Here is a 23,597-nt window from a genome sequence, read left to right as displayed (position 1 = left end):
GAAACACCCGAACAGAAGCCCTCCGCGCCCTCAAACGACACCTCGCCCGCACCATCTACAACACACTCCAACCCACCGAACCCACCCACCACGCACCAAGCGCTTGACATAGGAGCAACTGCCGGAATGCAGAACTCGCGTGCACGAGCGTGGAGTTCACTGGGTGAGACACCCGCGTCACGATGCGGACGCGCGAGTCCCACCGTCGTGCACGCGAGTTCCACGCTCCGGCACGCGAACTCCACGCTCCCGCACCACCACCGACTCCCGACCTTGCCGGGACCCTGGCAATGAGCGCGGTGAAGGTGGCCTTCACGTGCCTCGAGGGCCACCCTCTGCGGACCTCACGCACGGTGTGAAACCCTGGCGGGGTGGCCAGTCGCCCTGCACTTTCACCCGCTGACGCCTACCGGGAGGCGGACCGCCGCGGCCGGTACCCGCAGCTGACCCGGTTCGCCGCCGAGGCCGCGTTCGAGTTCGACGACTTCCAGCTCCGCGGCTGCGAGGCGCTGGAGGACGGGCACGGCGTGCTGGTCTGCGCTCCCACCGGCGCGGGCAAGACCGTGGTCGGCGAGTTCGCGGTGCACCTGGCGCTGGCCGAGGGGCGCAAGTGCTTCTACACGACGCCGATCAAGGCCCTGTCCAACCAGAAGTACGCCGACCTGGTCGCCAGGCACGGCGCGGACGCCGTCGGCCTGCTCACCGGTGACACCGCCATCAACGGCAACGCCCAGGTGGTCGTGATGACCACCGAGGTGCTGCGCAACATGCTCTACGCGGGTTCGGCCGCCGTGCGTGACCTCGCCTACGTGGTGATGGACGAGGTGCACTACCTGGCCGACCGGTTCCGCGGCGCGGTGTGGGAGGAGGTCATCCTTCACCTGCCCGAGTACGTCAGGGTCGTCGGGCTCTCGGCGACGGTGAGCAACGCCGAGGAGTTCGGCGAGTGGCTGGTCGCCGTGCGGGGTGACACGACGGTCGTCGTCGACGAGCACCGGCCGGTCCCGCTGTGGCAGCACATGATGGTCGGCAACCGGATGTTCGACCTGTTCGCCGGTGACGGCCCGCCCGACCCGGCCGGTTCCGAGCTGCGGATCAACCCCGGCCTGTTGCGCCGGGTGGAGGAGGCGGGCCGCATGCACGGGCCGCCCGCGCTGCGGGGGCCGCGCTCGCGGGGCCGCAAGGGCCAGCCCGCCCGGATGCCACGGTTCCGGCCGACCTCCCGGGTCGACCTGATCGACCGGCTCGACGCCGCCGGCCTGCTGCCCGCGATCGTGTTCATCTTCTCCCGCGCAGGCTGCGACGCCGCCCTCGGCCAGTGCGTCCGGTCCGGTCTACGGCTCAACACGCCGGAGGAGGCCGAGGAGGTCCGGCGGATCGTCGCCGAGCGCACCGGCGACCTGCCGCAGGGCGACCTGGGCGTGCTCGGGTTCTGGGAGTGGCGGGAGGCGCTGGAACGCGGCATCGCGGGCCATCACGCAGGCCTGCTGCCCGCGTTCAAGGAGACCGTCGAGGAACTGTTCGTCCGCGGCCTGGTCAAGGTCGTGTTCGCCACCGAGACGCTGGCGCTGGGCATCAACATGCCCGCACGCACGGTGGTGCTGGAACGGCTGGTCAAGTACAACGGCGAGGCCCACGTCGACCTGACGCCGGGGGAGTACACGCAGCTGACCGGGCGGGCCGGCCGCCGGGGGATCGACATCGAGGGCCACGCCGTCGTGCTGTGGCAGCCGGGGATCGACCCGAAGCAGGTCGCCGGTCTGGCCTCGACCCGTACCTACCCGCTGCGCTCGTCGTTCCGGCCCGGCTACAACATGGCCGTCAACCTGGTCGCCCAGCTCGGCTCGGACAAGGCGCGGGACCTGCTGGAACAGTCGTTCGCCCAGTTCCAGGCCGACCGGTCGGTGGTGGGCCTGGCCCGGCGCATCGAACGCAACAAGGAGGCGCTGGCCGGCTACGCCGAGGCGGTCACCGGCGACTTCGACGAGCTGCTGTCCTACGTGCAGCTGCGCAAGCAGATCTCCGACCGGGAGAAGACGCTGGCCAGGCAGAACACCGCGGCCCGGCGGGCGCAGACCACGGACTCGCTGGAGAAGCTGCGCAAGGGCGACGTGATCGCCGTCCCCGCCGGGCGGCGGGCCGGGCTGGCCGTGGTGATCGACCCCGGCCTGGACCCGATCCGGGAGCCACGGCCGGTGGTGGTCACCGAGGACCGGTGGTCCGGGCCGCTGTCCTCGGCGGACTTCCCCGCGCCGGTGGAGCCGCTGGGCCGGATCCGGCTGCCCAAGCATGTCGAGCTGCGCTCGCCCAAGACCCGCCGGGACATCGCGTCGTCGCTGCGCAACGCCGGGATCTCGCCGCCGGGCAGGGGAAAGCGGCGCGGCGGGGCACACGACGATGCCGAGCTGGTCTCGCTGCGGGCCGCGCTGCGGTCGCACCCCAGCCACGGCCTTGCCGAGCGGGAGGCCAACCTGCGCTGGGTGGAGCGCTACCAGCGGCTGGAGGCGGAGAACGCCCAGCTGGAACGCAAGGTGGCGGCGACGACGCACTCGCTGGCCAGGGCATTCGACCGGATCCGCAAGCTGCTCGCCGAGCGCGGCTACCTGGAGTCGGGCTCGGACAGCGGAGTCACCGAGCACGGGCGCAGGCTCGCCCGCCTGTACAGCGAATCGGACCTGCTCGCAGCGGAGTGCATCCGCAACGAGGTGTGGGCGGGGCTGTCCGCGCCGGAGCTGGCCGCGGTGGTGTCGACGTTGGTGTTCGAGGCCCGCAGGGACACCCCCGGCGAGGCGCGGCTGCCCTCGGGCGGCGTGCCGAAGGCCTGGCAGGACACCGTCCGGCTGTGGTCCGAGCTGGCCGAGGACGAGCGGCGGCACCGGCTGGACCGCACCAGGGAACCGGACGCCGGGTTCGCCTGGCCGGTGTACCGCTGGGCACGCGGGGAGTCGCTGGAGAAGGTGCTCACCGCCGCCGAGGCCAACGGCCAGGAGCTGTCCGCGGGCGACTTCGTGCGGTGGTCCCGGCAGGTGATCGACCTGCTCGACCAGATCCGCGACGTGCTCGGCAAGGCCGATCCGGTAGGTGCCGCGGCGGCCGACGCGGTGCGCGCGCTGCGCCGCGGCGTGGTGGCGGCGGGGGCAGCATGACCCGGATTTCACACTCGACCTGCGGGTCGGCAGGTGGGCGCGACCGCCATATTGTGGTTGGATCGCGGCCGGACACCGTTGCAGAAGACAGCACACCCCGACTTGGCGGAGGCCAGCGATGAGCACGCCGTACGGCGGCAACGACCCGCAGCAGTGGGGGCAGCAGCCCCAGTACGGCCAGCAGCCGGGAACTCCGTCCGGTGGGTTCCCCGCGCAGGGCGGCGGATACCCGCAGCAGCAGCCCGGGTACGGCCAGCAGCCCGGCTACGGGCAGCAACCGGGATACGGCCAGCAGCCGCAGCCCCAGTACGGGCAGCAGCCCGGCTACCCGCCGCCCCAGCAGCAGGGATACGAGCAGCAGCAGTACGGCCAGCAGCCGGGTGGCTACCCGCCGAGCGGCCCGCAGCCGACCCAGCAGTACCCGCAGCAGCCCGGTCAGTACGACTACGGGCAGCAGCAGCCGCCCCAGCAGCAGTCCGGCGAGAAGAAGTCCGGCAAGGGCATGCTGTGGATCGGCATCGGCGCCGTGGTGGTGCTGGCACTGGTGGCCGTCGGCCTGTTCGTCTGGCCCGCGCCGTTCAACAAGACGGTGTTCGACAACAACGCCATGGCCAACGACGTCCGCACGATCCTCACCGACAACTACAAGGTCCAGGGCCTGGAGAGCGTGAGCTGCCCTGCGGACAAGGAGGTCGTGGCGAACTCGACCTTCGACTGCACGGCCACCATCGGCGGCAAGCAGCAGGCCGTCGGCATCAAGGTGGTCAGCGCCGACGGTGTCTACGAGGTGAGCGCGCCCAGGTAAATGCCTGGCGTGTCGCTGTGTTGTCGACGACGATCGGCGCCATGAGTGATCACATCCTCCGACCGCTGAAGCCCGAGGAGCTGCGGGCCGCCGCCACCCTGTTCCGGGCGACGTTGCACGTCGGCCCGTTCACCGACGAGGAATGGGAGCGGACCGAGCCGGTGATCCAGCCGGACCGGGTGTTCGGCGTGCTGGAGGGCGAGACCCTGATCGGCACCGCTCGGTCGACCGACACCGAGCTGACGGTCCCCGGGGGCGCGCGGATCCCGCTGGCGGCGGTGACCGGCGTCGGCGTGCGGGCCGACCGCACCCGCCGCGGGCTGCTGACCGAGCTGATGCGGGCGCAGTTCGAGGACTTCCGCGAGCGCGGCGTGGTCGCCGCTCTGCTGCTGGCCACGGAGACCGGCATCTACGAGCGGTTCGGCTACGGCAGTTCGACGCTGACCCGGTCGTTCACCGTGGACGCCCGCAACGCCCGGTTCCGGCCGGAGGTCCCCGCCGGCGGTGAGCTGGAGCTGCTCGACGCCGACGAGGCGGCCGAGCGGCTGCCCGGCGTCTACGCGAGCCTGCCACCCCGGCCCGGCGCGATCGGGCGGGCGGCGTACTGGTGGCGCCAGTGGCGCAACGACGCCCGCAGGAGCGACCGGTCGGTGCTGACCGTCCTGCACCGGGGCTCCGGCTCCGGCGAGGCCGACGGCTACGCGGTGTACAAGGTGGACCGGTCCTCCGGGCTGGGCACGCTGACCGTGCTGGACCTGCGGGCGGCGAACGCCGGAGCGTACGCGGGACTGTGGCGGTACCTGCTCGGTGTCGACCTGGTCGGCGAGATCGCGCTGCACTACCGGCCGGCCGACGAGCCGCTGCCGCTGTTGTTCACCGACCCCAGGGTGTGCGTGGCCGCGCCGATGTCGGCCGACGAGACCTGGCTGCGGCTGATCGACGTCGAGGCGGCGCTGACCGCCCACCGCCGGGGCCCGGCGACGCTGCGGCTGGAGGTCGCCGATCCGGTACTGGAGCACAACTCCGGCTGCTACGAGATCGACCAGGACGGGGTTCGCCGGGTGGACGGCCCGGCGCAGCTGCGGCTGGGTGCCGCGACGCTGGCGACCCTGTACCAGGGCACGTGGCTGCCGTCGGTGCTCGCCGGTGCCGGCCGGATCGAGGTGCTCGACGAGGCCGGGCTGGAGGCGGCGGACCGGCTGTTCGCGGCGCGCCACGCTCCCTGGTGCGGTACCTTCTTCTGACCTTGCCCGAGATCAGGTTGCCGGGGGTTCGAGTTGCGTTGGCTCTGCGCGGTAGTCGTGCCGGCCATCCTGGGTGTCGTCGCGGCGTGTGACGCGGCGCCCCAGCCGCAGTCCCCTCCGCCGCCCCCTCCGACGACGAGCAGCTACACCCCGCCGCCGACGTCGACGAGCCTGCCGGTGGTGCCGCGTGAGCTGGACCAGGCGGCCGTCGAGGAGGGCGTGCGGAAGGTGCTGACCGAGAGCTTCCAGCTCAAGGACGTCACCGACGTCGACTGCCCCGGCAAGCAGCCGGTGCGGGTGGGCCACGAGTTCACCTGCACCGCGTCGGTGGAGGGCGAGCGGCGCTCGATCCCGGTGACGGTGAAGACCGACGAGGGCCGGTACGAGGTCGGCGCGCCCAAGCCCGCGTGAACGGCGCTCAGGCGCGGGCCGCGAGGGCCTTGGTCAGGCGCTCCACCGAACCGCCGAGGTTCCAGCGCTCGGCCAGCTCGGCGAGCCGGGCCGGGTCGGCGGGGGAGGACGGCAGGGTGTCGTCGCCGGACATCTCCACGGGCGCGTCGACGGCCACCCGGACCACGGTGGGGGCGACGGCCAGGTAGTCGGCGGCCTCGGCCAGCCGCTGCCGGGTCTTGAGCGGCACCTTCGGGCTCTCCGCCGCGGCGGCCTCCAGCAGACCTTGCAGGGAGCCGAACTGGGTGATCAGCTTGGCGGCTGTCTTCTCCCCGATGCCGGCGACGCCGGGCAGGCCGTCGGACGGGTCGCCACGCAGCGCCGCCATGTCCGCGTAGCCGGGCCCCGCGGTGTCGGCGGGAACGCCGTAGCGGGACGCCAGCTCGGCCGGGCCGAGCACCTCGGCCTTCGCCCAGCCCTTGCCGACGTAGACCACCGAGACCGGGGTCGGCTCGGTGCGGACGAGCTGGAACAGGTCACGGTCGCCGGTGATCACCTCGACCGGGTCGGCCTTCTCGCGGTGGGTGAGCGCGCCGATGACGTCGTCGGCCTCGTAGCCCGCGGCCTCGGCGGTGGCCAGGCCGAACGCCTCCAGCACGTCGAGGATGATCGGCACCTGCGGGGTGAGCAGGTCCGGTACCTCCTCGACGTCCACGCCCTCCTCGGCGGGCTCGGCGACGCGGTGTGCCTTGTAGCTGGGCAGCAGGTCGACCCGGAACTGCGGGCGCCAGTCGGCGTCGAGGCACGCGACGAGACGGCCGGGGCGGCGGTCGGTGACGATGCGGGCGATGGTGTCGGTGAAGCCGCGCACGGCGTTGACCGAGGTTCCGTCGGCTGCCTTCATCGAGTCGGGCAGCGCGTAGAACGAGCGGAAGTACAGGCTGGCGGCGTCCAGCAGGACGAGTGGCGCGGTCACGCCGCACAGCTTCCCACGGCTACGAGCCGGCGCGAAGGAACAGGGCCGCCGCGCCGCGCAGGTAGTCGGCGAACTCGTCCGGCTGCTCGATCTCGAAGTCGACGCCGACCGCGCCGAGCACGAACATCGGCCAGTGGAACTCGTCGACGTTCATGACGAACCGGCAGCTGCGCTCGTCCACCGGTTCGAGGATCGTGCCGGTGCCACGCACCTGCGGCTCCAGCTCGTCGGCGGGCGCGGCCAGCCGCGCGACCACGCGGTACCGGGTGGGCTGGGCGGCCAGCCGCTGCCGGACGTACTCCGCGGCGTCCCCGCCGGGCAGTTCCCGCTGCCGGAACCGGTGGCCGGTGGACCGGGGATCGAGCAGCCGGTCGACCCGGAACGTCCGCCAGTCGTGCCGTTCGGCGTCCCAGGCCACCAGGTACCACCGGCGGCCCAGCGACACCATCCGGTGCGGCTCGACGAGCCTGCTGGTGCGCTGGCCGTCCCGGTCGGTGTAGTCGAACCGCAGGCGCTCGTCGTCGCGGCAGGCCTGGGCGATGGTGGTGAGCGCGGCGGCGTCGACCTTCGGCCCGCCGGCGCCGAGCGCGCCGGCGACGGTGAAGTTCTGCAGTGCGTCGACGCGGCGGCGCAGCCGGGGCGGCATCACCTGGATGACCTTGGTCAGTGCGCGGACCGAGGTCTCCTCGATGCCGTCGACGACGCCGCCCGCGGCACTGTGCAGGCCGACGGCGATGGCGACGGCCTCCTCGTCGTCGAGCAGTAGCGGCGGCATGGCCGCGCCGGACCGCAGCTGGTAGCCGCCCGCGACGCCACGGGCGGCGTCGACCGGGTAGCCGAGGTCGCGCAGCCGGTCGACGTCACGCCGCAGGGTGCGTTCGCTGACCTCCAGTCGTCCGGCCAGCTCGCTGCCCGGCCAGAACCGGTGGGTCTGCAACAGCGACAGCAGCCGCAGCATCCGTGCACTCGTGTTCGCCATGCGTTCCAGACTCCCAGGCAAAGCGGTCAAGAAGTGGCCGGAAAGGATCCTAGCGTTGGATCCATGACCGAGACGATGATCCGGACAAGCGGACTGACCAGGCACTTCACCGTGCGCAAGCAGGTGGTCGAAGCGGTGCGCGGGCTCGACCTGACCGTGCGGCCGGGCGAGCTGGTGGCGCTGCTCGGCCCGAACGGGGCGGGCAAGTCCACGACGCTGCGCATGCTCACCACGCTCCTGCCGCCCACCGCGGGCACGGCGGAGGTGGCCGGGCACGACGTCGCCGCCGACCCGAGGGCCGTGCGCTCCCGCATCGGCTACATCGGCCAGGGCAACGGCGCCGGCCACAGCCAGCGGGGCCGCGACGAACTGGTCAGCCAGGGCCGCGCCTACGGGCTGAGCACCCGCGCCGCGAAGGCCAGGGCCGACGAGCTGGTCGCCTCGCTGGACCTGACCGCCGTCGCCGACCGGACGGTGTCGTCGCTGTCCGGAGGTCAGCGCAGGCGGCTGGACATCGCGATGGGCCTGATCCACACCCCGCCGCTGCTGTTCCTGGACGAGCCGTCCACCGGCCTCGACCCGCAGAACCGGGCGAACCTGCAGGACCACATCCGCGCCCTGCGTGCCGAGCACGGCACGACGATCGTGCTCACCACGCACTACCTCGACGAGGCCGACCAGCTGGCCGAGCGGGTGATCGTGATCGACCACGGCAGGATGATCGCCGACGACACCCCCGCCCGGCTCAAGTCCGACCACGCGGGCGACCGCATCACGCTGACGTTCGACCGCGACGCCGACGCCACACAGGTCGTCGACCGGCGGCTGGGTGTCGCGGGCGGCGCACGGGTCGAACGGGCGGGGCCGAGGGTGACCGTCGAGGTGCCCGGCGGGGCCTCGCTGGCTCCGAAGCTGCTGCGCGACCTCGACGACGCCGGCATCACCGTGACCGCCGTGGAGATCGCCCGGCCGACCCTCGACGACGTGTTCCTCAACCTCACCGGCCGCAGCCTGCGCGAGACCAGCAAGGAGAACCAGGCATGACCACGACCGCGTTCACCGACACCGCCACCGTCTTCGTCCGCGAACTGCGCCCGGTGCTGCGCAACCCGTTCTCGGTGATCTTCACGATGGTGCAGCCGCTGTTCTTCCTCGCGTTGTTCTCGCCGCTGCTGCCCGACGGCATGGGCCTGCAGTGGTTCGTGCCGGGGCTGGTCGTGATGTCCTGCCTGTTCGGCGCGTCGTCGACGGGGGCGAACCTGCTGTTCGAGATCCAGACCGGGGCGCACGAGCGGATGCTGGTGTCGCCACTGCGGCGGTCGTCGCTGATCGTCGGCCGGGCGCTGAAGGAGATCGTGCCGATGTTCGTGCAGACGGCGCTGATCGTCGCGGTGACGGTGCCGTTCGGGTTCCGCTTCCACGTGCTCGGCGCGCTCGCCGGGCTGCTGGTGCTGGGCCTGTTCTGCGTCGGGCTGGGGGCGCTGTCCTACACGCTGGGGCTGGCGTCGAAGGACCAGGAGTGGCTGTTCTGGGGAGTGCAGCAGACGGTGCTGTTCCCGCTGCTGCTGCTGGCCGGCATGCTGCTGCCGGTGGACGAGGGACCGCGGTGGCTGCGGGTGCTCTCGCAGCTGAACCCGCTGACCTACGTCGTCGACGCGCAGCGGGCGTTGTTCGCGGGGGAGATCTTCACCGGCACGGTCGGCGCGGGCCTGCTGTCGGCCGCGGCGGTGGCCGTGGTGGGGCTGCTGGTCGGCACCCGGGCGATGAAGCGGCGGGGTTAGTTCTCGTCGAGCAGCCCGGCGTCGTGGGCGAGCAGGGCGATCTGGACGCGGTTGTTGAGGTCGAGCTTGGTGAGGATGCTCGACACGTGGGTCTTGACGGTCGGGACCGACAGGTGCAGCGCGGCGCTGATCTCGCTGTTGGACCGGCCGCGGCCGACCTCGACGGCCACCGAGCGTTCCCGCTCGTTGAGCTCACCCAGGCTCCGGGCCGCCTCGGTGCGGCGCCGGTCGTCGTCGGACTCGGCGACCCGGTCGATGAGCCGCCTGGTCACGGCGGGCGACAGGACGGGCCGTCCGGCGGCGACCTGCCGCACGGCGGCGACGATCTCGTGTGGCGGCGTGTCCTTCAGCAGGAACCCGGCGGCGCCCGCTCGCAGCGCCCGCAGGACGTGCTGGTCGGCGTCGAACGTGGTGAGCACGATGACCTCGGGCGGCTCCGGCCGGCCGCGAAGGGTCTCGGTGGCGGTCAGACCGTCCATTGTGGGCATGCGGATGTCCATCAGCACCACCTGCGGGCTGTGCTGCTCCACCAGCGCGATGGCTTCGGCGCCGTCGCCTGCCTCGGCGACGATCCGGATGTCGTCCGAGCCGCCGAGCATCATGGTCAACCCCGCTCGTACCAGGGGATCGTCATCGACGACGAGTACTTCAACCGGTCCCGTTGGGGTCACGACCGCCATGGTAGCCAGGCCGCCACCCGCCACCCGCCGTCGGGCAGCCCGCCGTGGTCCAGGCGTCCGCCGGTCAGGGTCACCCGTTCCGTGAGCCCGGCGAGGCCCTGGCCAGGGGTGGAGGACGGTGGGCCGGGCTCGTCGGGCGAGGCGTTGACGACCTCCACGCTGAGCCCTTCGCCGGGTTCGCCGGCGAGGCGGACGGTGACCTTCGCGTCCGGGGCGTGCTTGCGTGCGTTGGTCAGCGCCTCCTGCACGATCCGGAACGCCGTGCGGCCCGCGGTCTCCGGGACCTCGCCGTCGACCTCCCTGTCCAGCTCGACCCGCATGCCGGCCTCGGCGGACTCGGAGATCAGCTTCGGCAGGTCGTCGAAGGTCGGCTGCGGCAGTTCGCCGACCGGTGCCCGCAGGACACCGACGACCTCCCGCAGGTCCTGCAGCGCGCGGTGGGCACTGTCACGGATGATCTCCGCCGCCCGGCTGATGTCCTCGGCAGGGGCGTCGGGCCGGTAGGTCAGGGCTCCCGCGTGCACGCTGAGCAGGGACAGCCGATGCCCGAGCACATCGTGGATCTCCCTGGCGATGGCTTCGCGCGCCAGGTGCTGGCCGTGCTCGGCCCGCAGCATCGCCTCGGTCTCGGCGCGGACGGCGCGGTCCCGGAGCGAGATCATCAGCTCCCGCCGGTGGTGCACGGTGAGACCGGACGCGGTGGCGGCCGCCTGCAGGCTGGAGCCGAACAGCCACTGCGCGAGGAACGGCCAGTCCGGCTCGGTCCGGTGCAGGACGAGGATCAGGCCGGCCACCAGGCTGAGGGCGAAGATCGGCACGCTGATCCGCGGTGGCCGGTACACGGCGACGCTGAACAGCGCGACCAGCAACGCCCCGCCGACCATCTCGAACAGGGCCGACAGCCCGACGATCGCGACCGCGACCTGGACCGGCCAGCGCCTGCGTAACAACAGCGCGAGGCAGGCGAGGAGGCTGAGGAGCTGTTCGGCTGCCCAGAAGAGCGGGTCGATGGGCAACGGCTCGTCGTGCCGGAGACCGACCACGAAGAGACCGAAGAAGGCCGCGAGAACGAACAGGACGAAGTCCACGAACCATTCGCGGGCGCTGCGCCGGGTTGCCGTGTTGTTCATGTCGTCCCTGAGCGTAGGACGCCGGCGCCGGTCACGAGCGGGTACGGCCGGTACCGCATACCGAAGTCGGCGCGGGCGATACCTTCGTCACCCGTTAGGTGGAACGGTGCGACCTTCGTCGGGCCGCTCGATGCCGACGAATGATCCATTCGGGTGGTGGCCGGTGTGACCATGGGGCATGGCCAACAAGCTTCTGGGCGGAGCCGGGCTCGTATTGTGCGTACTCGGCGTGAGCGGCACCATCGATCACCTGCTCCACCAGCCGTTCTTCGGCCCGGTGCTCAACGTGTTCAACAGATACGTGATCCCGAACATCGACGCGCTGGACGGCTACGAGCTGTTCGCGAACCTGTTCGTCGCCGCGGTCGGCCTGTTGCTGTTGTTGTTCGCCAACCGCTCGCGGGCGAACGTGTCGTAGCGGGCTAGGCTCGGGGTATGTCGAGCCGAGCCCCCCACATGATCGCCCCCGCTTCCGACGTCCTGCGTGCCAGGCTCGACCGGGCCCGTCGTGCCGCCGACGCGGCGGACACCGACGCCGTGCTGGTCACCCCCGGATCGGACCTGCAGTACCTGATCGGGGCGGCCGGTGGCTCGTTCGAGCGGCTGACGACGCTGGTGGTACCCGGCGGTGACGGCACGCCCGCCCTCGTGGTGCCGAAACTGGAAGCTCCGGGGTTCGCCGGGGTACCCACGGAGGAGCTCGGCATCGAGCTGGTGACCTGGGTCGACGGCGACGACCCGTACCAGCTGGTCGCCGACCGGCTCGGCAAGCCGGGCCGCGTGGTGGTCAGCGACTTCGCCCCGGCACTGCACGTGCTCGGCCTGCGCGACGCGCTCGGTTCGGCCGAGCAGGGGCTGGCCGGGCCGGTCCTGCGGGAGCTGCGCATGCGCAAGGACGCGTCGGAGATCGAGGCGCTGCGCAAGGCGGGCGCCGCGATCGACCGGGTGCACGCCAGGGTGGGGGAGTGGCTGCGCCCCGGCCGCACCGAGGCCGAGGTCGGTGCCGACATCACCGCGGCCATCGTGGAGGAGGGCCACCTGCACGCCGACTTCGTGATCGTCGGGTCGGGCCCGAACGGTGCCAGCCCGCACCACGACGTGTCGGACCGGGTGATCGAGGCCGGTGACGTCATCGTGGTCGACATCGGCGGCCCGATCCCGGAGGGCTACAACTCCGACTCCACGCGCACCTACGCGGTCGGCACGCCACGCGACGCCGACGTCGCCGAGACCTACGCGGTGCTGGAGCGGGCCCAGCGGGCGGCCGTGGAAGCGGTCCGGCCCGGCGTGTCCGCCGAGTCGATCGACGCCGCGGCCAGGCAGATCATCGCCGACGCCGGCTTCGGCGAGTACTTCATCCACCGCACCGGCCACGGGATCGGGCTGGACGTGCACGAGCACCCGTACATCGTCGGCGGCAACGACCTGACGCTGGAGCCGGGCATGGCGTTCAGCGTCGAGCCGGGCATCTACCAGGCCGGGCGCTGGGGTGCGCGGATCGAGGACATCGTCGTGGTGACCGAGGACGGCGTCGAGCCGCTCAACACCCGCCCGCACGAACTGGTCGTGCTCGACTCATGACCGACGGCCCGCTGGAACCGCTCGACCAGGCGATCGCGAGGGAACTGGCCGCCGACGGCCGGCGCAGCTTCACCGACCTGGCCGAGCGCGTCGGGTTGTCCGTGTCGGCCGTGCACCAGCGTGTCAAGCGGCTGGAGCAGCGCGGGGTCATCCGCGGGTACACCGCGCGGCTGGACGGTGAGCTGATCGGGCTGCCGCTGACGGCGTTGATCTCGCTGACACCGAACGACCCGGCGGCACCCGACGACTATCCGCAGCGGCTGCAGCACATCGCGGAGATCGAGAGCTGCTACTCGGTGGCCGGGGACGAGTCGTACGTGCTGCTGGTGCGGGTGCCCTCGCCGCTGGGGCTGGAGGACCTGCTGCGGCGGATCCGGGAGGCGGCCAAGGTGTCCACCCGCACGACGGTGGTGCTGTCGACCCCGTTCGAGGGTCGCGCGCCGCTGCTGTGAGTGGGGTACGGTAGTTGGTATGGCAACACGTAAGGTGACGTTGTCCCTGGACACCGCCGCGCTGGAGTACGCCGAGCGTGCCGCGAAGGCGCACGGCATCTCCGTGTCGTCGTGGTTGTCCAAGGCCGCCAGGCGCGAGGCCGTCCGCACCGGGTACACGCCGCACGCGCCGCTGCACTCCGAATCCGAAGCACACGCGCTGGCCGCCGCCGACGAGCTCGAGCGGATGAAGGCCGAGGAGGACATGCGTGCAGAGGGGTGAGGTCTGGACGTACCACCCGCCGACCGAGCCCGACCGCGAGCGCAACGTCCTACTGCTGTCCTCCGACGGCGTGAACGACTCCGAGCGGCCCTGGCTGCTCGGTACCGAACTTCTCGACCGCGACCCGCAGGACATCCTCGGGGTAGCGGTCGATGCCACCCACTGGGTGTCCACCCTGAACCTGACGCGGCTCTACCGGCCCTGGCTGGACAAGCGGCTGGCCGCGGTCGATCACGAGGTCCAGGAGCGCATCGACATCGCCCTGCGGGCGGCGCTGGATCTCTGATCCAGGTGTATAACGACCTATACGCCGCGGCTTTGTAGGACGCGAGCACGGCTCACCATCAACGCCCGTCACCCCAAACCGCTCCGACGCGGGGTCCGGCCCAAGCTCGTGAAGGCCACCTTCATTACGTCTGACGTCAGGGTCCCGACGTGGATCCGGTTCTCGTGTCGTGAGGTGGCGGGTGACCGGTGATGCGGTTGTGACGTCTGGGACGGCTGGGACGTGTGGGTTCGGGTGAAGGCCGAGTTTCTGTCGTCTCACGTGATGAAGGTGGCCTTCACGTGCTTCGCGGCGCCTGGTGTCACGGCCCGGCAGCCTCAGTGGTCACAGCAGGCTCGGCAGCCCCACTGGTCGCCACGAACGAGACAACCCCACGACCGGCGAACTCCCCCAATGTGGCATTGGGGGAGTTCAAGTACCCCAATGCCACATTGGGGGACACGCGACAAGCCACCCACACCGACTTCGCCGGGGCCCTCAATGAAGGTGGCCTTCACGTGCTTTACGGCCGAAGGTGACCGGCGGCCGCGGGTCAGCCGATGGGGGCGGGGGCGGCGTGCAGGTTGCCGTCCTCACCGGCCAGGCAGGCCGCGGCGCGGTCGTGCGTGCCGAGGAACTCGGTCAGGCAGCGGGCGAACTGCGCGTGGCCGTTCGCGTTGGGGTGGAAGGATTCCTGGATCGCGTGGCTGGCGCGGTCGACGTCGCCGAGGTCGGTCCACTTCACCGTGAGCCTGCTGAACCACTCGTTGCTCGCGTCGGCTCCGCCGGTGCAGGCCTCGTGGCCGAGACCGGCCCTGGACAGGTCGAGGAACCGCGCGCCGGACTGCACGGCGGCGGCGCGCAGGCCCTCGGTCAGCACGCGGATGCCGTCGCCGGCGACCCACTGCAGGTCCTCCACGCGGAACGGGCAGCCGTTGAGGTTGCGCCATTCCTCCGGGATGCCCGGCGTGATCGGGGAGGCGTAGGACTGCAGCACGAGCTGGTAGTCCTCGGGGTCGTAGTTCGCCTGTGCCAGCACCTTCTTCACGTCGCCGACGGCGGACACGACCTTGGGCACCATGGCGTCGATCTTGGCTTGCCAGTCCTTGGCGAGCTGCGCGCTGCACGGCGGGGACTCGGTGACGAACCACGCCTGGAAGCACTGCGTCAGCGTGCGGGAGAAGTGCGGATCGTCGTTGGCGCCCAGCGCGATGACGACGGCGGCCACGCGGTGGGTCTTGGTCAGTTCGGCGAGCCGTTGTGCCTGGGAGGATTCGGTCCACTGCTTGACGTCGCCGAGGGCGACCTGTGCCGACGGGGCTCCCGAGCAGGCGAGGTTGATCTTGGCGATCAGGCCGGGGACCTTGGTCTCGTGCACCGTGGCCCGGTTGGAGCGGTGGCACCAGTTGCCGTTGAGCCCGTTGGTGTCCGGCTCGTAGTCACCCGCGCCTTCGCCGGACAGCGTGCTGTCCCCGAGGGTGACGATGCTCATCGGCCCCGTGCCGGGCGGGCCGGGCGGCTCGACCGGGCGCCCGGGTAACTCGTCGTTGCCGATGAGGGCGAACATCCCGACCAGAAGCGCCACACCGAGTAGCGCGAACCCGCTTATCCACCACCGATTTCGCCGCATCAAGTCCGAATTCTACGGATCACGCGAGCAGGCCGTCGCGGAGCCGGACCCGGCGGTCGGCGATCTCGTGGACGCGTTCGTCGTGCGTGGCCACGACGACGGCGGCGCCCTCGTCGGCGCATTGCCGCAGCAGTCGCAGTACCAGGGGTGTGCTGGCGGCGTCGAGGTGCGCGGTCGGCTCGTCGGTCAGCAGGACCTTGGGCCTGGCGCTGACCGCCCGGGCGAGCGCGACCCGTTGCTGCTGGCCGAACGACACCTCGGTCGGGTACCGGTCGGCCAGCTCGCCGACGCCGAGCCCGTCGAGCAGTTCGGTGACGCGGGCCCGCAGCTCGGCAGGCTTCGGGGCACCGCCGGGCCGCAGCCGCAGCGGGAGTGCGACGTTCTCGGCGTTGGTGAGTTCGGTGGCCAGCCCGAGTGCCTGCGGCAGGACGGCGCAGGTGTGCCACGGCGGGGCGTCGGTGACGGGCTTGCCGTCGAGCAGGATCGTGCCGGAGTCGGGGGAGTCGAACCCGCCGAGCAGGGCCAGCAGCGCGCTCTTGCCCGAGCCCGACCGGCCGGCGACGGTGGTGACCTGGCCGGCGTCGACCTCGAGCTCCAGTCCGCGCAGTACCTCGACGTCGCCACTGGGGTGGGCGAACCGGCGGCGCAGGCCGACGGCGCGGACGACGGGTGTGCTCATGACGTCTGCCCTTCCAGCCTGCCCGCGCGGAGCCGGACGACACGGTCGCCCAGTTCGACGAGGCGGTCGTCGTGTGACGCGACCAGGATCGCGTGTTCGGAGTCCATCAGGTCGGTCAGCGTCCGCAGGACGAGGTCGGCCGACGCGTCGTCCAGTTGCGAGGTCGGTTCGTCGGCGAGGATCACCGTGGAACCGCGTGCCAGCGCGCAGCCGAACGCGAGCCGTTGCTGCTGGCCGCCGGACAGTGCGCTGATGTGCCAGTCGGCGGTGCCGGCCAGGCCGAGCCGGTCGAGGATGGCCTCGGCGTCGCAGTCGCGGCGGGCCGAGCGGGCCGCGGCGTGCAGGTTGCCGCCCACCGAGAGGTAGTCGACGAGGTTGTCGGTCGGCCGCTGGAAGACGAGACCGACGCGGTCACGGCGCAGCGCGCGCAGGCCGCGGTCGCGCAGGCCCGCGGTGTCGACGCCGGCGAACCGCACGCTGCCCCGGGTCGGCCGTTCCACGAGTGCGGCCACCCGCAGCAGCGTCGACTTGCCGGATCCGGACGGGCCGGCGAGCACGGTCATTCCCTCGCCCGCGACGGCGAGGGACACCGAATGCACGCCGGTCACCGTTCCGGTGGCGGTGTGGTAGTCGACGCCGACGGAGTCCAGTTCGATGACGGGTTCACTGGGCACGCAGCAGCTCCGCGGTGTCGGCGGTGCGCACCGAGCGCATCGCGAGTGCTCCGGCGGCCGCGACGACGAGCAGGCCGACGGCGGTGACGGCGAGGACGAACAGGGTCGGGTCGGGCAGCTCGGATCGCGGGGCCAGCCAGCGGGCCGGGTCGAAGCGGGGCATGGCCATTGCCGCGACGGCGACGCCGCAGCCGACGCCGGTCAGCACGGCCGCCCCGGCCAGGGCGCCGACCTCCAGCAGGTGGCTGCCGAGCAGGGCGCGGGGCCGCATGCCCATGCGCAGCACCAGCGCGCCGGCCAGGGCGTTCTGCCTGCGCCGGACCTCGACGGCGATGAGCAGGGCGAGCACGGCGACGGTGCCGAGCACGGCGCCGATGAGGATGACGAAGGAGAAGGTCCATTCGACGAGCCGGAACGGCAGCGCGTCGAGTGCGTCGGCCTTGTTGACCCCGTTGGGGTGGGCGAAGTCCTCGGCGTCCAGTGCGTTGACCAGCTCGGGCAGGGCGAGGGTGGACAGGGCTGTCCACTTGGGAATGTCGTCGAGCTGGTCGGCGGTGAGCGAGGCGCGGGAGATGACGTAGCCCGGTTTGTTGCCGATGAGCGGGAACGCGGCGAGATCGGCGACCGGGGCCGCGGCGGGCAGGCCGGGGAGTGCGGGTGACTGGCCGGGGGTGTGCCCGACGCGCAGGGCCGGGATGCCGTCCGGGCGCGGGGTGCCGAGCCGGTCGAACAGGGTGCGGTCGATGTCGCCGAGCCAGGCGTAGCGGGTGAACGTGGCGGGGTCGACGACGAGCACGATGCTGCCGGTGCCGCTGAGTTCGCCGACGAGCGTGGTGGTGTCGCGTAGTGGTTCGGGCAGCGGCCGGGTTCCGACGCCGAGCGCGTGTTCGGTGTCGACGCGGGAGTTGGCTCCGGTGAACAGGCCGGACTTGGTGTCGAGCGCGTGCATCTGGCCGGAGGCGATGCTGTTGCCGACGGCGAGGGTGCCGGTGGCCAGCACGCCGATGATCAGCACGCCGACGACGGGGGCGCGGGCGCTGGCGAGCCTGCGGATGGCGAGTTGGAGCGCGGGTGCCCGCCAGAAGCGGGCGCGGTGCGACAGGCGCAGCAGCAGCCAGGCGATGCGTGCCGAGACCAGGCCCACGGTGAGGACGACGAACACCGGGTAGGTCAGGCCGAGCGGGTCGACCTGGGGCAGCGGGTTGAGGGTCGGCGACGGCCTGGTCGTGGTGAGCAGCCGGTTCCAGCCGAGTACGGCGAGCGTGGCGGTGGCCAGTTCCCACGGGACGAACAGCAGCAGCCGCCAGCGTCGTGCCCGGGCGCGCTGGCGGCCCCGCTGGAATTCGCCGTGCACGCGGCCGGCGACCACGGCGCCGAGGACGGCGACGGACAGCACCAGCACGACGGCGGCGGCGCTCGCGGCGAGGACCTGCGCGCCCGCGGTGGCCACGCCGGGTGGCCCGTAGACGTCGAGCAGGACCGACGCGAGCACCGCGCCCGCCGTGCCGCCGATGGCGATGGGTGGTCCGAGTTCGGCGATGGCGAGGCCGCCGAGTGCGAGCGGTCCGGAGCCGCGGGCGAAGTGCAGGCGGACCTGGGCGTGCCGCCGCTGGTACCACTGCAGTGCGACGGTGGCCATGCCGGCGACGCCGATGACGACGCTGAGCAGTGCCAGCGGCAGGATCGAGCCGAAGACGTTGGTCTCGGCCTGCTGGGCGATCTCGGCGGAGCGGGCGAACGGTGCCGACGCGCCGAACAGGCCGAGGTTCTGGGCTTCGAGTTTCGGGCGGACCGCGGCGATCATGGCTTCGGCCCTGCGGACACGGTCGGATGCCTCGGCGAGGTCGCGTGGCGGTTCGGCGGGGAAGGTGACCTTGAAGACCTCGAGGTTGCCGCCGAGAGCCCGCACCGTGCGGTCCATGGTGGGCCGGTCGGTGGCGAAGACGATGGCGCCGCCGGAGGGGTCGACGAGGCGTTGCTGGACGGCCTGGCGTTGCTGGGAGCACCACCAGTCCGGGGGCGCGTTGGGCAGGTCCTGGTAGATGCCGACGATGGGAGGCAGTGCGCCGCCCTGGCCGCGGACACCGAGCGGGATGCCTTCGAAGCGGGACAGGTCGGTGCCCATCCATAGGCCGGGTGCGCGGGTTCCGTCGAGCAGCTGGAGGTGGTCGATGCCGCCGTCGGTGTAGCCGAAGCGGACCTTCTGCTGCTCGCCGTTGAACTCGGCGTAGCCGTGGTCGCGGGTGTAGAGCGCGATGCGGGGTTCGGGGAAGCCGTGTTCGGCGGCGGCCTGGCGCAGCGTGGCCAGTGCCGGGTCGACCGAGCTGATGTCGGCGTGGGTCCAGTTGAACTGCGGGCCGGTCTCGTCGGCGCAGACGATGTCGGCCTGGTGTGCGACGGTGGCGCCGCCTGCCGCGGAGGCGTGCAGGACGCCCGCCGAGGCGAGGAAACAGGCCAGCAGTGCGGTGACGCCGGCGACGACCAGTGTCAGCGGGCTGGACAGTGCGGCTCTGGGGGCTGCCCGCCACGCGCCGCGACCACGTGTTCCCCCTCGTGCTCCCATGCGGGTGAACCTACCTGTTGGGGGCGGCAAGACAAGACGTCATGAGGTAACGGAGTGTGCGGCGGCGAGGGCTTCCAGCTCGGGTACGAGCCGTACGGGGCTGGGGAAGGTGCGCATTTCGGCCTGGAGGCGCAGGGCGCTGGCGCGGAAGGCGGGCTCGGTGACGATGCGGTGGAGGCTGTCGTGCACGAGCTGTGCGGTGATCTCGCGTTCGTCGACGACGAGGGCGGCGCCGCGGTCGGCGAGCCGGGCCGCGACGACGTCCTCGCCCCAGAACAGCATCGTGTCGCGGACGCACAGCTGGGGGACGCCGCAGCCGATGGCGGCGAGGGTCGATCCGGTGCCGAGGTGGTGCACGATCGCCGAGCAGCTCGGCAGGACGACGTCGAGTGCGACGAACGGGACGGGCCGGACGTTGTCCGGTATCGCCGCCACGGAGTCGATCTGCCCCTGGTCCAAGGTGGCGATGACCTCGACGTCGAGGCCGGCGACTCCGTCGAGCAGTTCGGCCAGGGGGAGGGCGGGCAGGCCGAGTGCGCGGTTGGCGAGCCCGAGGGTGAGCAGGACTCGGGGTCTTCGGGGTGGTTCGAGTGCGGCGGAGGGGAAGCCGGAGCGGCCGCCGTAGGGCACGTAGTGCATGGTGCGGTAGTCGATGCCGGTGTCGAGCTGGATCCACGGTGGCATCGGGTCGATGCTGGCCTGGCCGAGCAGGAGTTCCTCGTCGAACCGGGTCGGTTCGCCGGGCCGGGCGTGCTGGCGGAGTTTGTACCCCAGCCAGTGGGCGAGGGGGTCGGTGCGCAGGTGCTCGGGCTGGGTGGCGGCCAGCCGGTGGAACACCGACCGCATCTGGGCGAGGTAGTCGACGCCGAACACCATGCGGGCGTGGGCGGCGCCGCACAGCCGCGCGGTGAGCGGGCCGGCGAAGGTCAGGGCGTCCCAGATGACGAGGTCGGGTTTCCAGAAGCGGGCGAAGTCGGCGAGGTCGGCGATCACCTCGTCGTTGCTGAACCATTCGCCGACGAAGCCGGAGTAGATGCCGAAGGTGGCGTGGACGTAGTCCCAGGTGAGTTTGGCCGGGTCGGTCTCGCCGAACCGGTAGGTCTCCTCCGGCCAGCTTCCGTCGGGACGTTTGGCGTCGCGGATGCTGTCGGCGAGGTCGAGGTCGCCGCCCACCGGGACGGCGGTGAGTCCGGCGTCGTTGATGGCGCCGGTGAGGTCGGGCTGGCTGGCGACGCGGACCTCGTGTCCGGCGGAGCGCAGTGCCCACGCCAGCGGCACCAGCAGCGTGAAATGTGAACTCGACGCGAAAACAGTGAATAGCACGCGCATGGCGTTTTCCCCCTCGGCGAGACGCGAACGGCGCCCCCGCTGGACGACATTACCGGCGGGAATTGCTGCGCCGACGTCAACTCATGGGGTGACAACTGGGACTACAGGATGCGTCCACCGAACAGACGACCGTCCGGTTGGCCGGGCCGAATGGGTTACCGGGATAGTATTGGCTGCGTTTTTCGTGCTGCGATGGGGGAATTGATGCCCGAGGGTGTCCACGCGGTTCACGTCGCCGGTGTCCGGCCCGCGTTGCGGGCGGTGCTCGACACCGCGATCGCCGGCTCGCCGCTGCTGACGGCGGCCGATGGTCCGGCCGGGGCCGACGTCGTGCTGGCCGATGCCTGCGCACCGGCCTGGGCCGGGGTCGCCGGGGTGCCGGACGAGGTCGCGGTGGTGTTGTTGTCCGTGCCCGGTTCCCTGCTCGACGGTGCGGAGCCGGCGACGTTCGGCGGCCGGATCGCCGAGCGCGAGGCGGAGGTGACCGGGCGGTCCGGTGACTGGTGCGTGCTGCGGTGTGCGGCGTTCGGGCAGGAACTGGCCATGGGCGCCCGGTTCGTCAACGCCGGGGCGGTGTACGCGGCCTGGCAACCGGGTGGTGCGCCGTGGGTCGACGCGGCCGACGTCGTGGCGGTGCTTGGCGAGGTCGTGCGGTCGGGCGAGCACTGGGGGCGTGTCCATGAGCTCACCGGGCCGGAGGTGGTTCCGGTGACCCCGGCGTGCGCGACCTTCGCCGAGGTCTACGGCAGCCCGGTGATCTTCGTGCAGATCGACCAGGACATGCAGCGGGTCACGATGATCCGGTCGGACTACGACGGCGACTACGCGGCGGAGCGGGCGAGCTACATGTTCGGGGTGACCGCCGAGCCGGCACGGCGGGTGTCGCCGGTGGTGGCGGAGTTGCTCGGCAGGCCGGCGCGCGGGCTCGGCGACTACCTGGTCGACACCGCGCGGCAGCTGGCGCGCCGGGTCTGAGTCACGGAATTGCACGTTCGAATTGCAGGCATTATTTGTCGAGCCATTTTTCGAAAACTGTGGTTGTCGGCCCAATGGTTGACTTAGCGAATGACCTCGGCTGGGTTAGATTTATCGGGCCGGTCGAAATGGTGTCGGCTGATTTCAGGCGGCATCGCGTCGGGCGGTGAATTGTCACTCTGAAGGGAGAATCCAATGGCCGAGATGATCAACGGTATCGAGGTTCCCGAGGCCGAGTTCACGACGCACGGCGACACCACGTCGTACTTCGAGCCGGTGGCCGCCTACTGCTCCTCGAGCAGCAGCCACGGTTCGTGCGCCTGATCAAGGCCTGAGGTCCTCGGACCTCTAGCAGTGTGTTGACCGGGTGGGGAGTCGAGTCCCGGCTCCCCACCTGTGCACTCGGCCGGTCGGGGGTGTGGGGGAGGGAAGGTCCCGTGTCGCTGTACGAGCTCGGCTACGTGGAGGTCTACGACCTCGTCATGCGGGGCAGGGGAAAGAACTACGCGGGGGAGGCGGCCGAGGTGGCCCGGCTCGCCCGGCTGCGTAACCCGGCGGCGTCCTCACTGCTCGACGTCGCCTGCGGTACCGGACTGCATCTGGAGCAGTACGCCACGCTGTTCACCGACGTCGAGGGCGTCGACCTGTCCGAGGACATGCTGGCGCTGGCCCGCAGCCGGGTGCCCGGCCTGCGCGGGGTACGGGCGAACATGCGGGCGCTGGACCTCGACGGCCGGTTCGACGTGATCACCTGCATGTTCGCGGTACCGCACCTGGAATCGGTCGACGAGCTGACGGCGATGATCGACTCGCTGCTGCGGCATCTCACGCCCGGCGGGCTCGTCGTCGTCGAGCCCTGGTACGGCCCGGCCGAGTTCCTGTCCGGCTACACCGGCGCCGACGTCATCCGGGAGAGCGACCGGTCGATCGTGCGGCTGTCGCATTCCACGCTCGTTCCTGGCCGCGCCGACCGGGCGCGCATGGTGGTGCACTACGCCGTCGCCGAGGCCGAACGCGGGCTGGCCGACTTCACCGAGGCGGTGGAACTCACGTTGTTCACGCACGAGGAGTACCGGGAGGCGTTCGCGCGGGCCGGGTGCTCGGCGGAGTTCGTGTCCAGCCCGTACTTCCCACTCGGCCTCTGGATCGCCCGTCAGGCCTGAAACTCCTCGACGCCGAGCACCAGCAGCAGGTCGAGGCGCTCGCGGGCTTCGGCGTCGACCGGGGTGAACACGAGCAGCAGCTGACGCTGGTCCGGGGTGACCAGCGTTTCGCAGTCCAGTTCCAGGCGGCCGACCCGTGGATGCAGCAGGGTCTTGCGGTCCGAGCGGCGGACCTTCACCTCGTGTTCGGCCCAGCGGCGGCGGAAGTCGGCGCTCGCGTCCCGCAGCCGCTCGACGAGCCCGGTGACCTCGGGGTCGCCGGGCCTGCGGCCCACGGTCGCGCGCAGGTCGGCGACGTGCTGGCGGGCGTGCCGTTCGTGGTCCTCCGGCGGGTGGGCGGCGCGGGTCGCCGGGTCGGTGAACCACCGGTAGACCAGGTAACGCCGGTCGTCGGTGAGTCCGGTGTAGTCGCCGGTCAGCAGGACGCCCGCCCGGTTCTGGGCCAGTACCTCGCCCAGGTCGGAGATCACCAGCGCGGGGGTGTCGCCGAGCAGGTCGAGCATGCGGACCAGGCCCGCCCTGGCCAGCCGGGCCGTGCCGTCGGCGGGTGGCGGCTGGTGGCCGGCGAGGTGGAACAGGTGATCGCGCTCGTCGTCGGACAGCCGTAGCGCGCGGGCCAGCGCGGTCAGCAGCTGGGGCGAGGGCTGGCTGCTGCGGCCCTGTTCCAGCCGGACGACGTAGTCCACCGACATGCCGGCGAGCATGGCGACCTCTTCCCTGCGCAGGCCGGTGGTGCGACGGCGGGGACCTTCGGCGATCCCCACCTCGGCGGGCCGGATCGCCTCCCGGCGGCGGCGCAGGAAGTCGGCGAGCTGGTCGCGTTGCATGGCTCCATCGTCGCGCGTCGCCGGCGGGTGAGCCAGGGAGCGCCGCTCCCACGATCAACGCTCTTC

24 protein-coding genes are annotated in these 23,597 nt (G+C 71.7%); 14 read left to right on the top strand and 10 right to left on the bottom strand.

The features are described from left to right. Positions 1-371: 371 nt before the first annotated feature. The 4 genes from EWH70_RS03205 (at position 372) to EWH70_RS03190 (ending at position 5,606) form a co-directional block, all read left to right on the top strand. Positions 372-3,146, top strand: a complete 2,775-nt coding sequence (locus EWH70_RS03205) for a DEAD/DEAH box helicase (protein ID WP_130473650.1) — start codon at positions 372-374, stop codon at positions 3,144-3,146. A gap of 118 nt (positions 3,147-3,264) precedes the next feature. Continuing rightward, positions 3,265-3,951 carry a DUF4333 domain-containing protein gene (locus EWH70_RS03200; protein WP_130473649.1) on the top strand — a complete coding sequence of 229 codons (687 nt, stop codon included), beginning with the start codon at positions 3,265-3,267 and terminating at the stop codon, positions 3,949-3,951. A 41-nt stretch (positions 3,952-3,992) separates the two neighbouring features. Next, entirely contained in the window at positions 3,993-5,195 is a 1,203-nt protein-coding gene (locus tag EWH70_RS03195; RefSeq protein WP_130473648.1) for a GNAT family N-acetyltransferase, read from the top strand. Between the two features lie 57 nt (positions 5,196-5,252). Beyond that, a complete protein-coding gene (locus EWH70_RS03190; RefSeq protein ID WP_165436125.1) occupies positions 5,253-5,606 on the top strand; it encodes a DUF4333 domain-containing protein in 354 nt (117 codons plus the stop codon). Positions 5,607-5,613: 7 nt separating this feature from the next. Here the strand turns inward: EWH70_RS03190 and EWH70_RS03185 are convergent, their stop codons facing one another. Together EWH70_RS03185 and EWH70_RS03180 are read right to left on the bottom strand one after the other, a co-directional pair. After that, complete coding sequence (locus EWH70_RS03185) at positions 5,614-6,561, bottom strand: 5'-3' exonuclease (RefSeq protein WP_130473646.1); 948 nt, start codon at positions 6,559-6,561, stop codon at positions 5,614-5,616. A 19-nt stretch (positions 6,562-6,580) separates the two neighbouring features. Further along, positions 6,581-7,540 (bottom strand): helix-turn-helix transcriptional regulator, encoded by a 960-nt coding sequence (locus EWH70_RS03180; RefSeq protein ID WP_130473645.1) that lies wholly within the window; start codon positions 7,538-7,540, stop codon positions 6,581-6,583. 75 nt (positions 7,541-7,615) lie between these two features. Here EWH70_RS03180 and EWH70_RS03175 point away from each other — a divergent pair, with 75 nt between their 5' ends. Both EWH70_RS03175 and EWH70_RS03170 read left to right on the top strand, forming a co-directional pair. Further along, positions 7,616-8,584 carry an ATP-binding cassette domain-containing protein gene (locus EWH70_RS03175; protein ID WP_130473724.1) on the top strand — a complete coding sequence of 323 codons (969 nt, stop codon included), beginning with the start codon at positions 7,616-7,618 and terminating at the stop codon, positions 8,582-8,584. Next, on the top strand, positions 8,581-9,321 hold the full coding sequence (locus tag EWH70_RS03170) for an ABC transporter permease (RefSeq protein ID WP_130473644.1): 741 nt from the start codon (positions 8,581-8,583) through the stop codon (positions 9,319-9,321). Before EWH70_RS03175 ends, EWH70_RS03170 begins: the two co-directional genes overlap by 4 nt. Here EWH70_RS03170 and EWH70_RS03165 read toward each other — a convergent pair. Both EWH70_RS03165 and EWH70_RS03160 read right to left on the bottom strand, forming a co-directional pair. Next, positions 9,318-10,001: a response regulator gene (locus EWH70_RS03165; RefSeq protein ID WP_130473643.1), complete on the bottom strand. Its 684-nt coding sequence runs from the start codon at positions 9,999-10,001 to the stop codon at positions 9,318-9,320. The two genes, EWH70_RS03170 and EWH70_RS03165, sit on opposite strands and share 4 nt — an antisense overlap. After that, a complete protein-coding gene (locus tag EWH70_RS03160) occupies positions 9,989-11,131 on the bottom strand; it encodes a sensor histidine kinase (RefSeq protein WP_130473642.1) in 1,143 nt (380 codons plus the stop codon). Before EWH70_RS03160 ends, EWH70_RS03165 begins: the two co-directional genes overlap by 13 nt. 178 nt (positions 11,132-11,309) lie before the next feature. On the opposite strand from EWH70_RS03160, the gene EWH70_RS03155 reads away from it, so the two are divergent. The 5 genes from EWH70_RS03155 to EWH70_RS03135 are packed head-to-tail and all read left to right on the top strand — an operon-like array spanning position 11,310 to position 13,712. Continuing rightward, complete coding sequence (locus EWH70_RS03155; protein ID WP_130473641.1) at positions 11,310-11,549, top strand: hypothetical protein; 240 nt, start codon at positions 11,310-11,312, stop codon at positions 11,547-11,549. A 17-nt stretch (positions 11,550-11,566) separates the two neighbouring features. Beyond that, positions 11,567-12,712 (top strand): M24 family metallopeptidase, encoded by a 1,146-nt coding sequence (locus EWH70_RS03150; RefSeq protein ID WP_130473640.1) that lies wholly within the window; start codon positions 11,567-11,569, stop codon positions 12,710-12,712. Continuing rightward, a complete protein-coding gene (locus EWH70_RS03145; RefSeq protein ID WP_130473639.1) occupies positions 12,709-13,164 on the top strand; it encodes an Lrp/AsnC family transcriptional regulator in 456 nt (151 codons plus the stop codon). The genes EWH70_RS03150 and EWH70_RS03145 overlap by 4 nt, the downstream gene beginning before the upstream one ends. 19 nt (positions 13,165-13,183) lie before the next feature. Continuing rightward, positions 13,184-13,426, top strand: a complete 243-nt coding sequence (locus tag EWH70_RS03140; RefSeq protein WP_130473638.1) for a hypothetical protein — start codon at positions 13,184-13,186, stop codon at positions 13,424-13,426. Next, positions 13,413-13,712: a hypothetical protein gene (locus EWH70_RS03135; RefSeq protein ID WP_130473637.1), complete on the top strand. Its 300-nt coding sequence runs from the start codon at positions 13,413-13,415 to the stop codon at positions 13,710-13,712. Before EWH70_RS03140 ends, EWH70_RS03135 begins: the two co-directional genes overlap by 14 nt. 532 nt (positions 13,713-14,244) lie before the next feature. Here EWH70_RS03135 and EWH70_RS03130 read toward each other — a convergent pair. The 5 genes from EWH70_RS03130 to EWH70_RS03110 are packed head-to-tail and all read right to left on the bottom strand — an operon-like array spanning position 14,245 to position 20,566. Further along, on the bottom strand, positions 14,245-15,321 hold the full coding sequence (locus EWH70_RS03130; protein ID WP_130473636.1) for a GDSL-type esterase/lipase family protein: 1,077 nt from the start codon (positions 15,319-15,321) through the stop codon (positions 14,245-14,247). 19 nt (positions 15,322-15,340) lie between these two features. Continuing rightward, positions 15,341-16,000 (bottom strand): ABC transporter ATP-binding protein, encoded by a 660-nt coding sequence (locus EWH70_RS03125; protein WP_130473635.1) that lies wholly within the window; start codon positions 15,998-16,000, stop codon positions 15,341-15,343. Further along, positions 15,997-16,674, bottom strand: a complete 678-nt coding sequence (locus EWH70_RS03120) for an ABC transporter ATP-binding protein (protein ID WP_130473634.1) — start codon at positions 16,672-16,674, stop codon at positions 15,997-15,999. Before EWH70_RS03120 ends, EWH70_RS03125 begins: the two co-directional genes overlap by 4 nt. Continuing rightward, the gene (locus EWH70_RS03115) at positions 16,664-19,237 is read right to left on the bottom strand and encodes an ABC transporter permease (RefSeq protein ID WP_130473633.1); all 2,574 of its coding nucleotides are present in this window, start codon (positions 19,235-19,237) and stop codon (positions 16,664-16,666) included. The genes EWH70_RS03120 and EWH70_RS03115 overlap by 11 nt, the downstream gene beginning before the upstream one ends. A gap of 39 nt (positions 19,238-19,276) precedes the next feature. Continuing rightward, positions 19,277-20,566 (bottom strand): activator-dependent family glycosyltransferase, encoded by a 1,290-nt coding sequence (locus EWH70_RS03110; protein ID WP_130473632.1) that lies wholly within the window; start codon positions 20,564-20,566, stop codon positions 19,277-19,279. 204 nt (positions 20,567-20,770) lie between these two features. Between EWH70_RS03110 and EWH70_RS03105 the strand changes: the two genes are divergently transcribed. From EWH70_RS03105 to EWH70_RS03100, 3 genes are all read left to right on the top strand, one after another. Beyond that, the gene (locus EWH70_RS03105; RefSeq protein ID WP_130473631.1) at positions 20,771-21,541 is read left to right on the top strand and encodes a Rossmann-fold NAD(P)-binding domain-containing protein; all 771 of its coding nucleotides are present in this window, start codon (positions 20,771-20,773) and stop codon (positions 21,539-21,541) included. 195 nt (positions 21,542-21,736) lie between these two features. After that, a complete protein-coding gene (locus EWH70_RS36450; RefSeq protein ID WP_276320527.1) occupies positions 21,737-21,865 on the top strand; it encodes a hypothetical protein in 129 nt (42 codons plus the stop codon). A 113-nt stretch (positions 21,866-21,978) separates the two neighbouring features. Then, on the top strand, positions 21,979-22,704 hold the full coding sequence (locus EWH70_RS03100; protein WP_240686759.1) for a class I SAM-dependent DNA methyltransferase: 726 nt from the start codon (positions 21,979-21,981) through the stop codon (positions 22,702-22,704). Here EWH70_RS03100 and EWH70_RS03095 read toward each other — a convergent pair. Further along, positions 22,695-23,531: a helix-turn-helix transcriptional regulator gene (locus EWH70_RS03095; RefSeq protein WP_130473630.1), complete on the bottom strand. Its 837-nt coding sequence runs from the start codon at positions 23,529-23,531 to the stop codon at positions 22,695-22,697. The two genes, EWH70_RS03100 and EWH70_RS03095, sit on opposite strands and share 10 nt — an antisense overlap. Between the last annotated feature and the right edge of the window lie 66 nt (positions 23,532-23,597).

Source organism: Amycolatopsis suaedae (assembly GCF_004214935.1).
GTDB lineage: Bacteria > Actinomycetota > Actinomycetes > Mycobacteriales > Pseudonocardiaceae > Amycolatopsis > Amycolatopsis suaedae.
The sequence above is the reverse complement of the archived record's forward strand: the minus strand, read 5'-3'. Positions and strand labels throughout refer to the sequence as shown.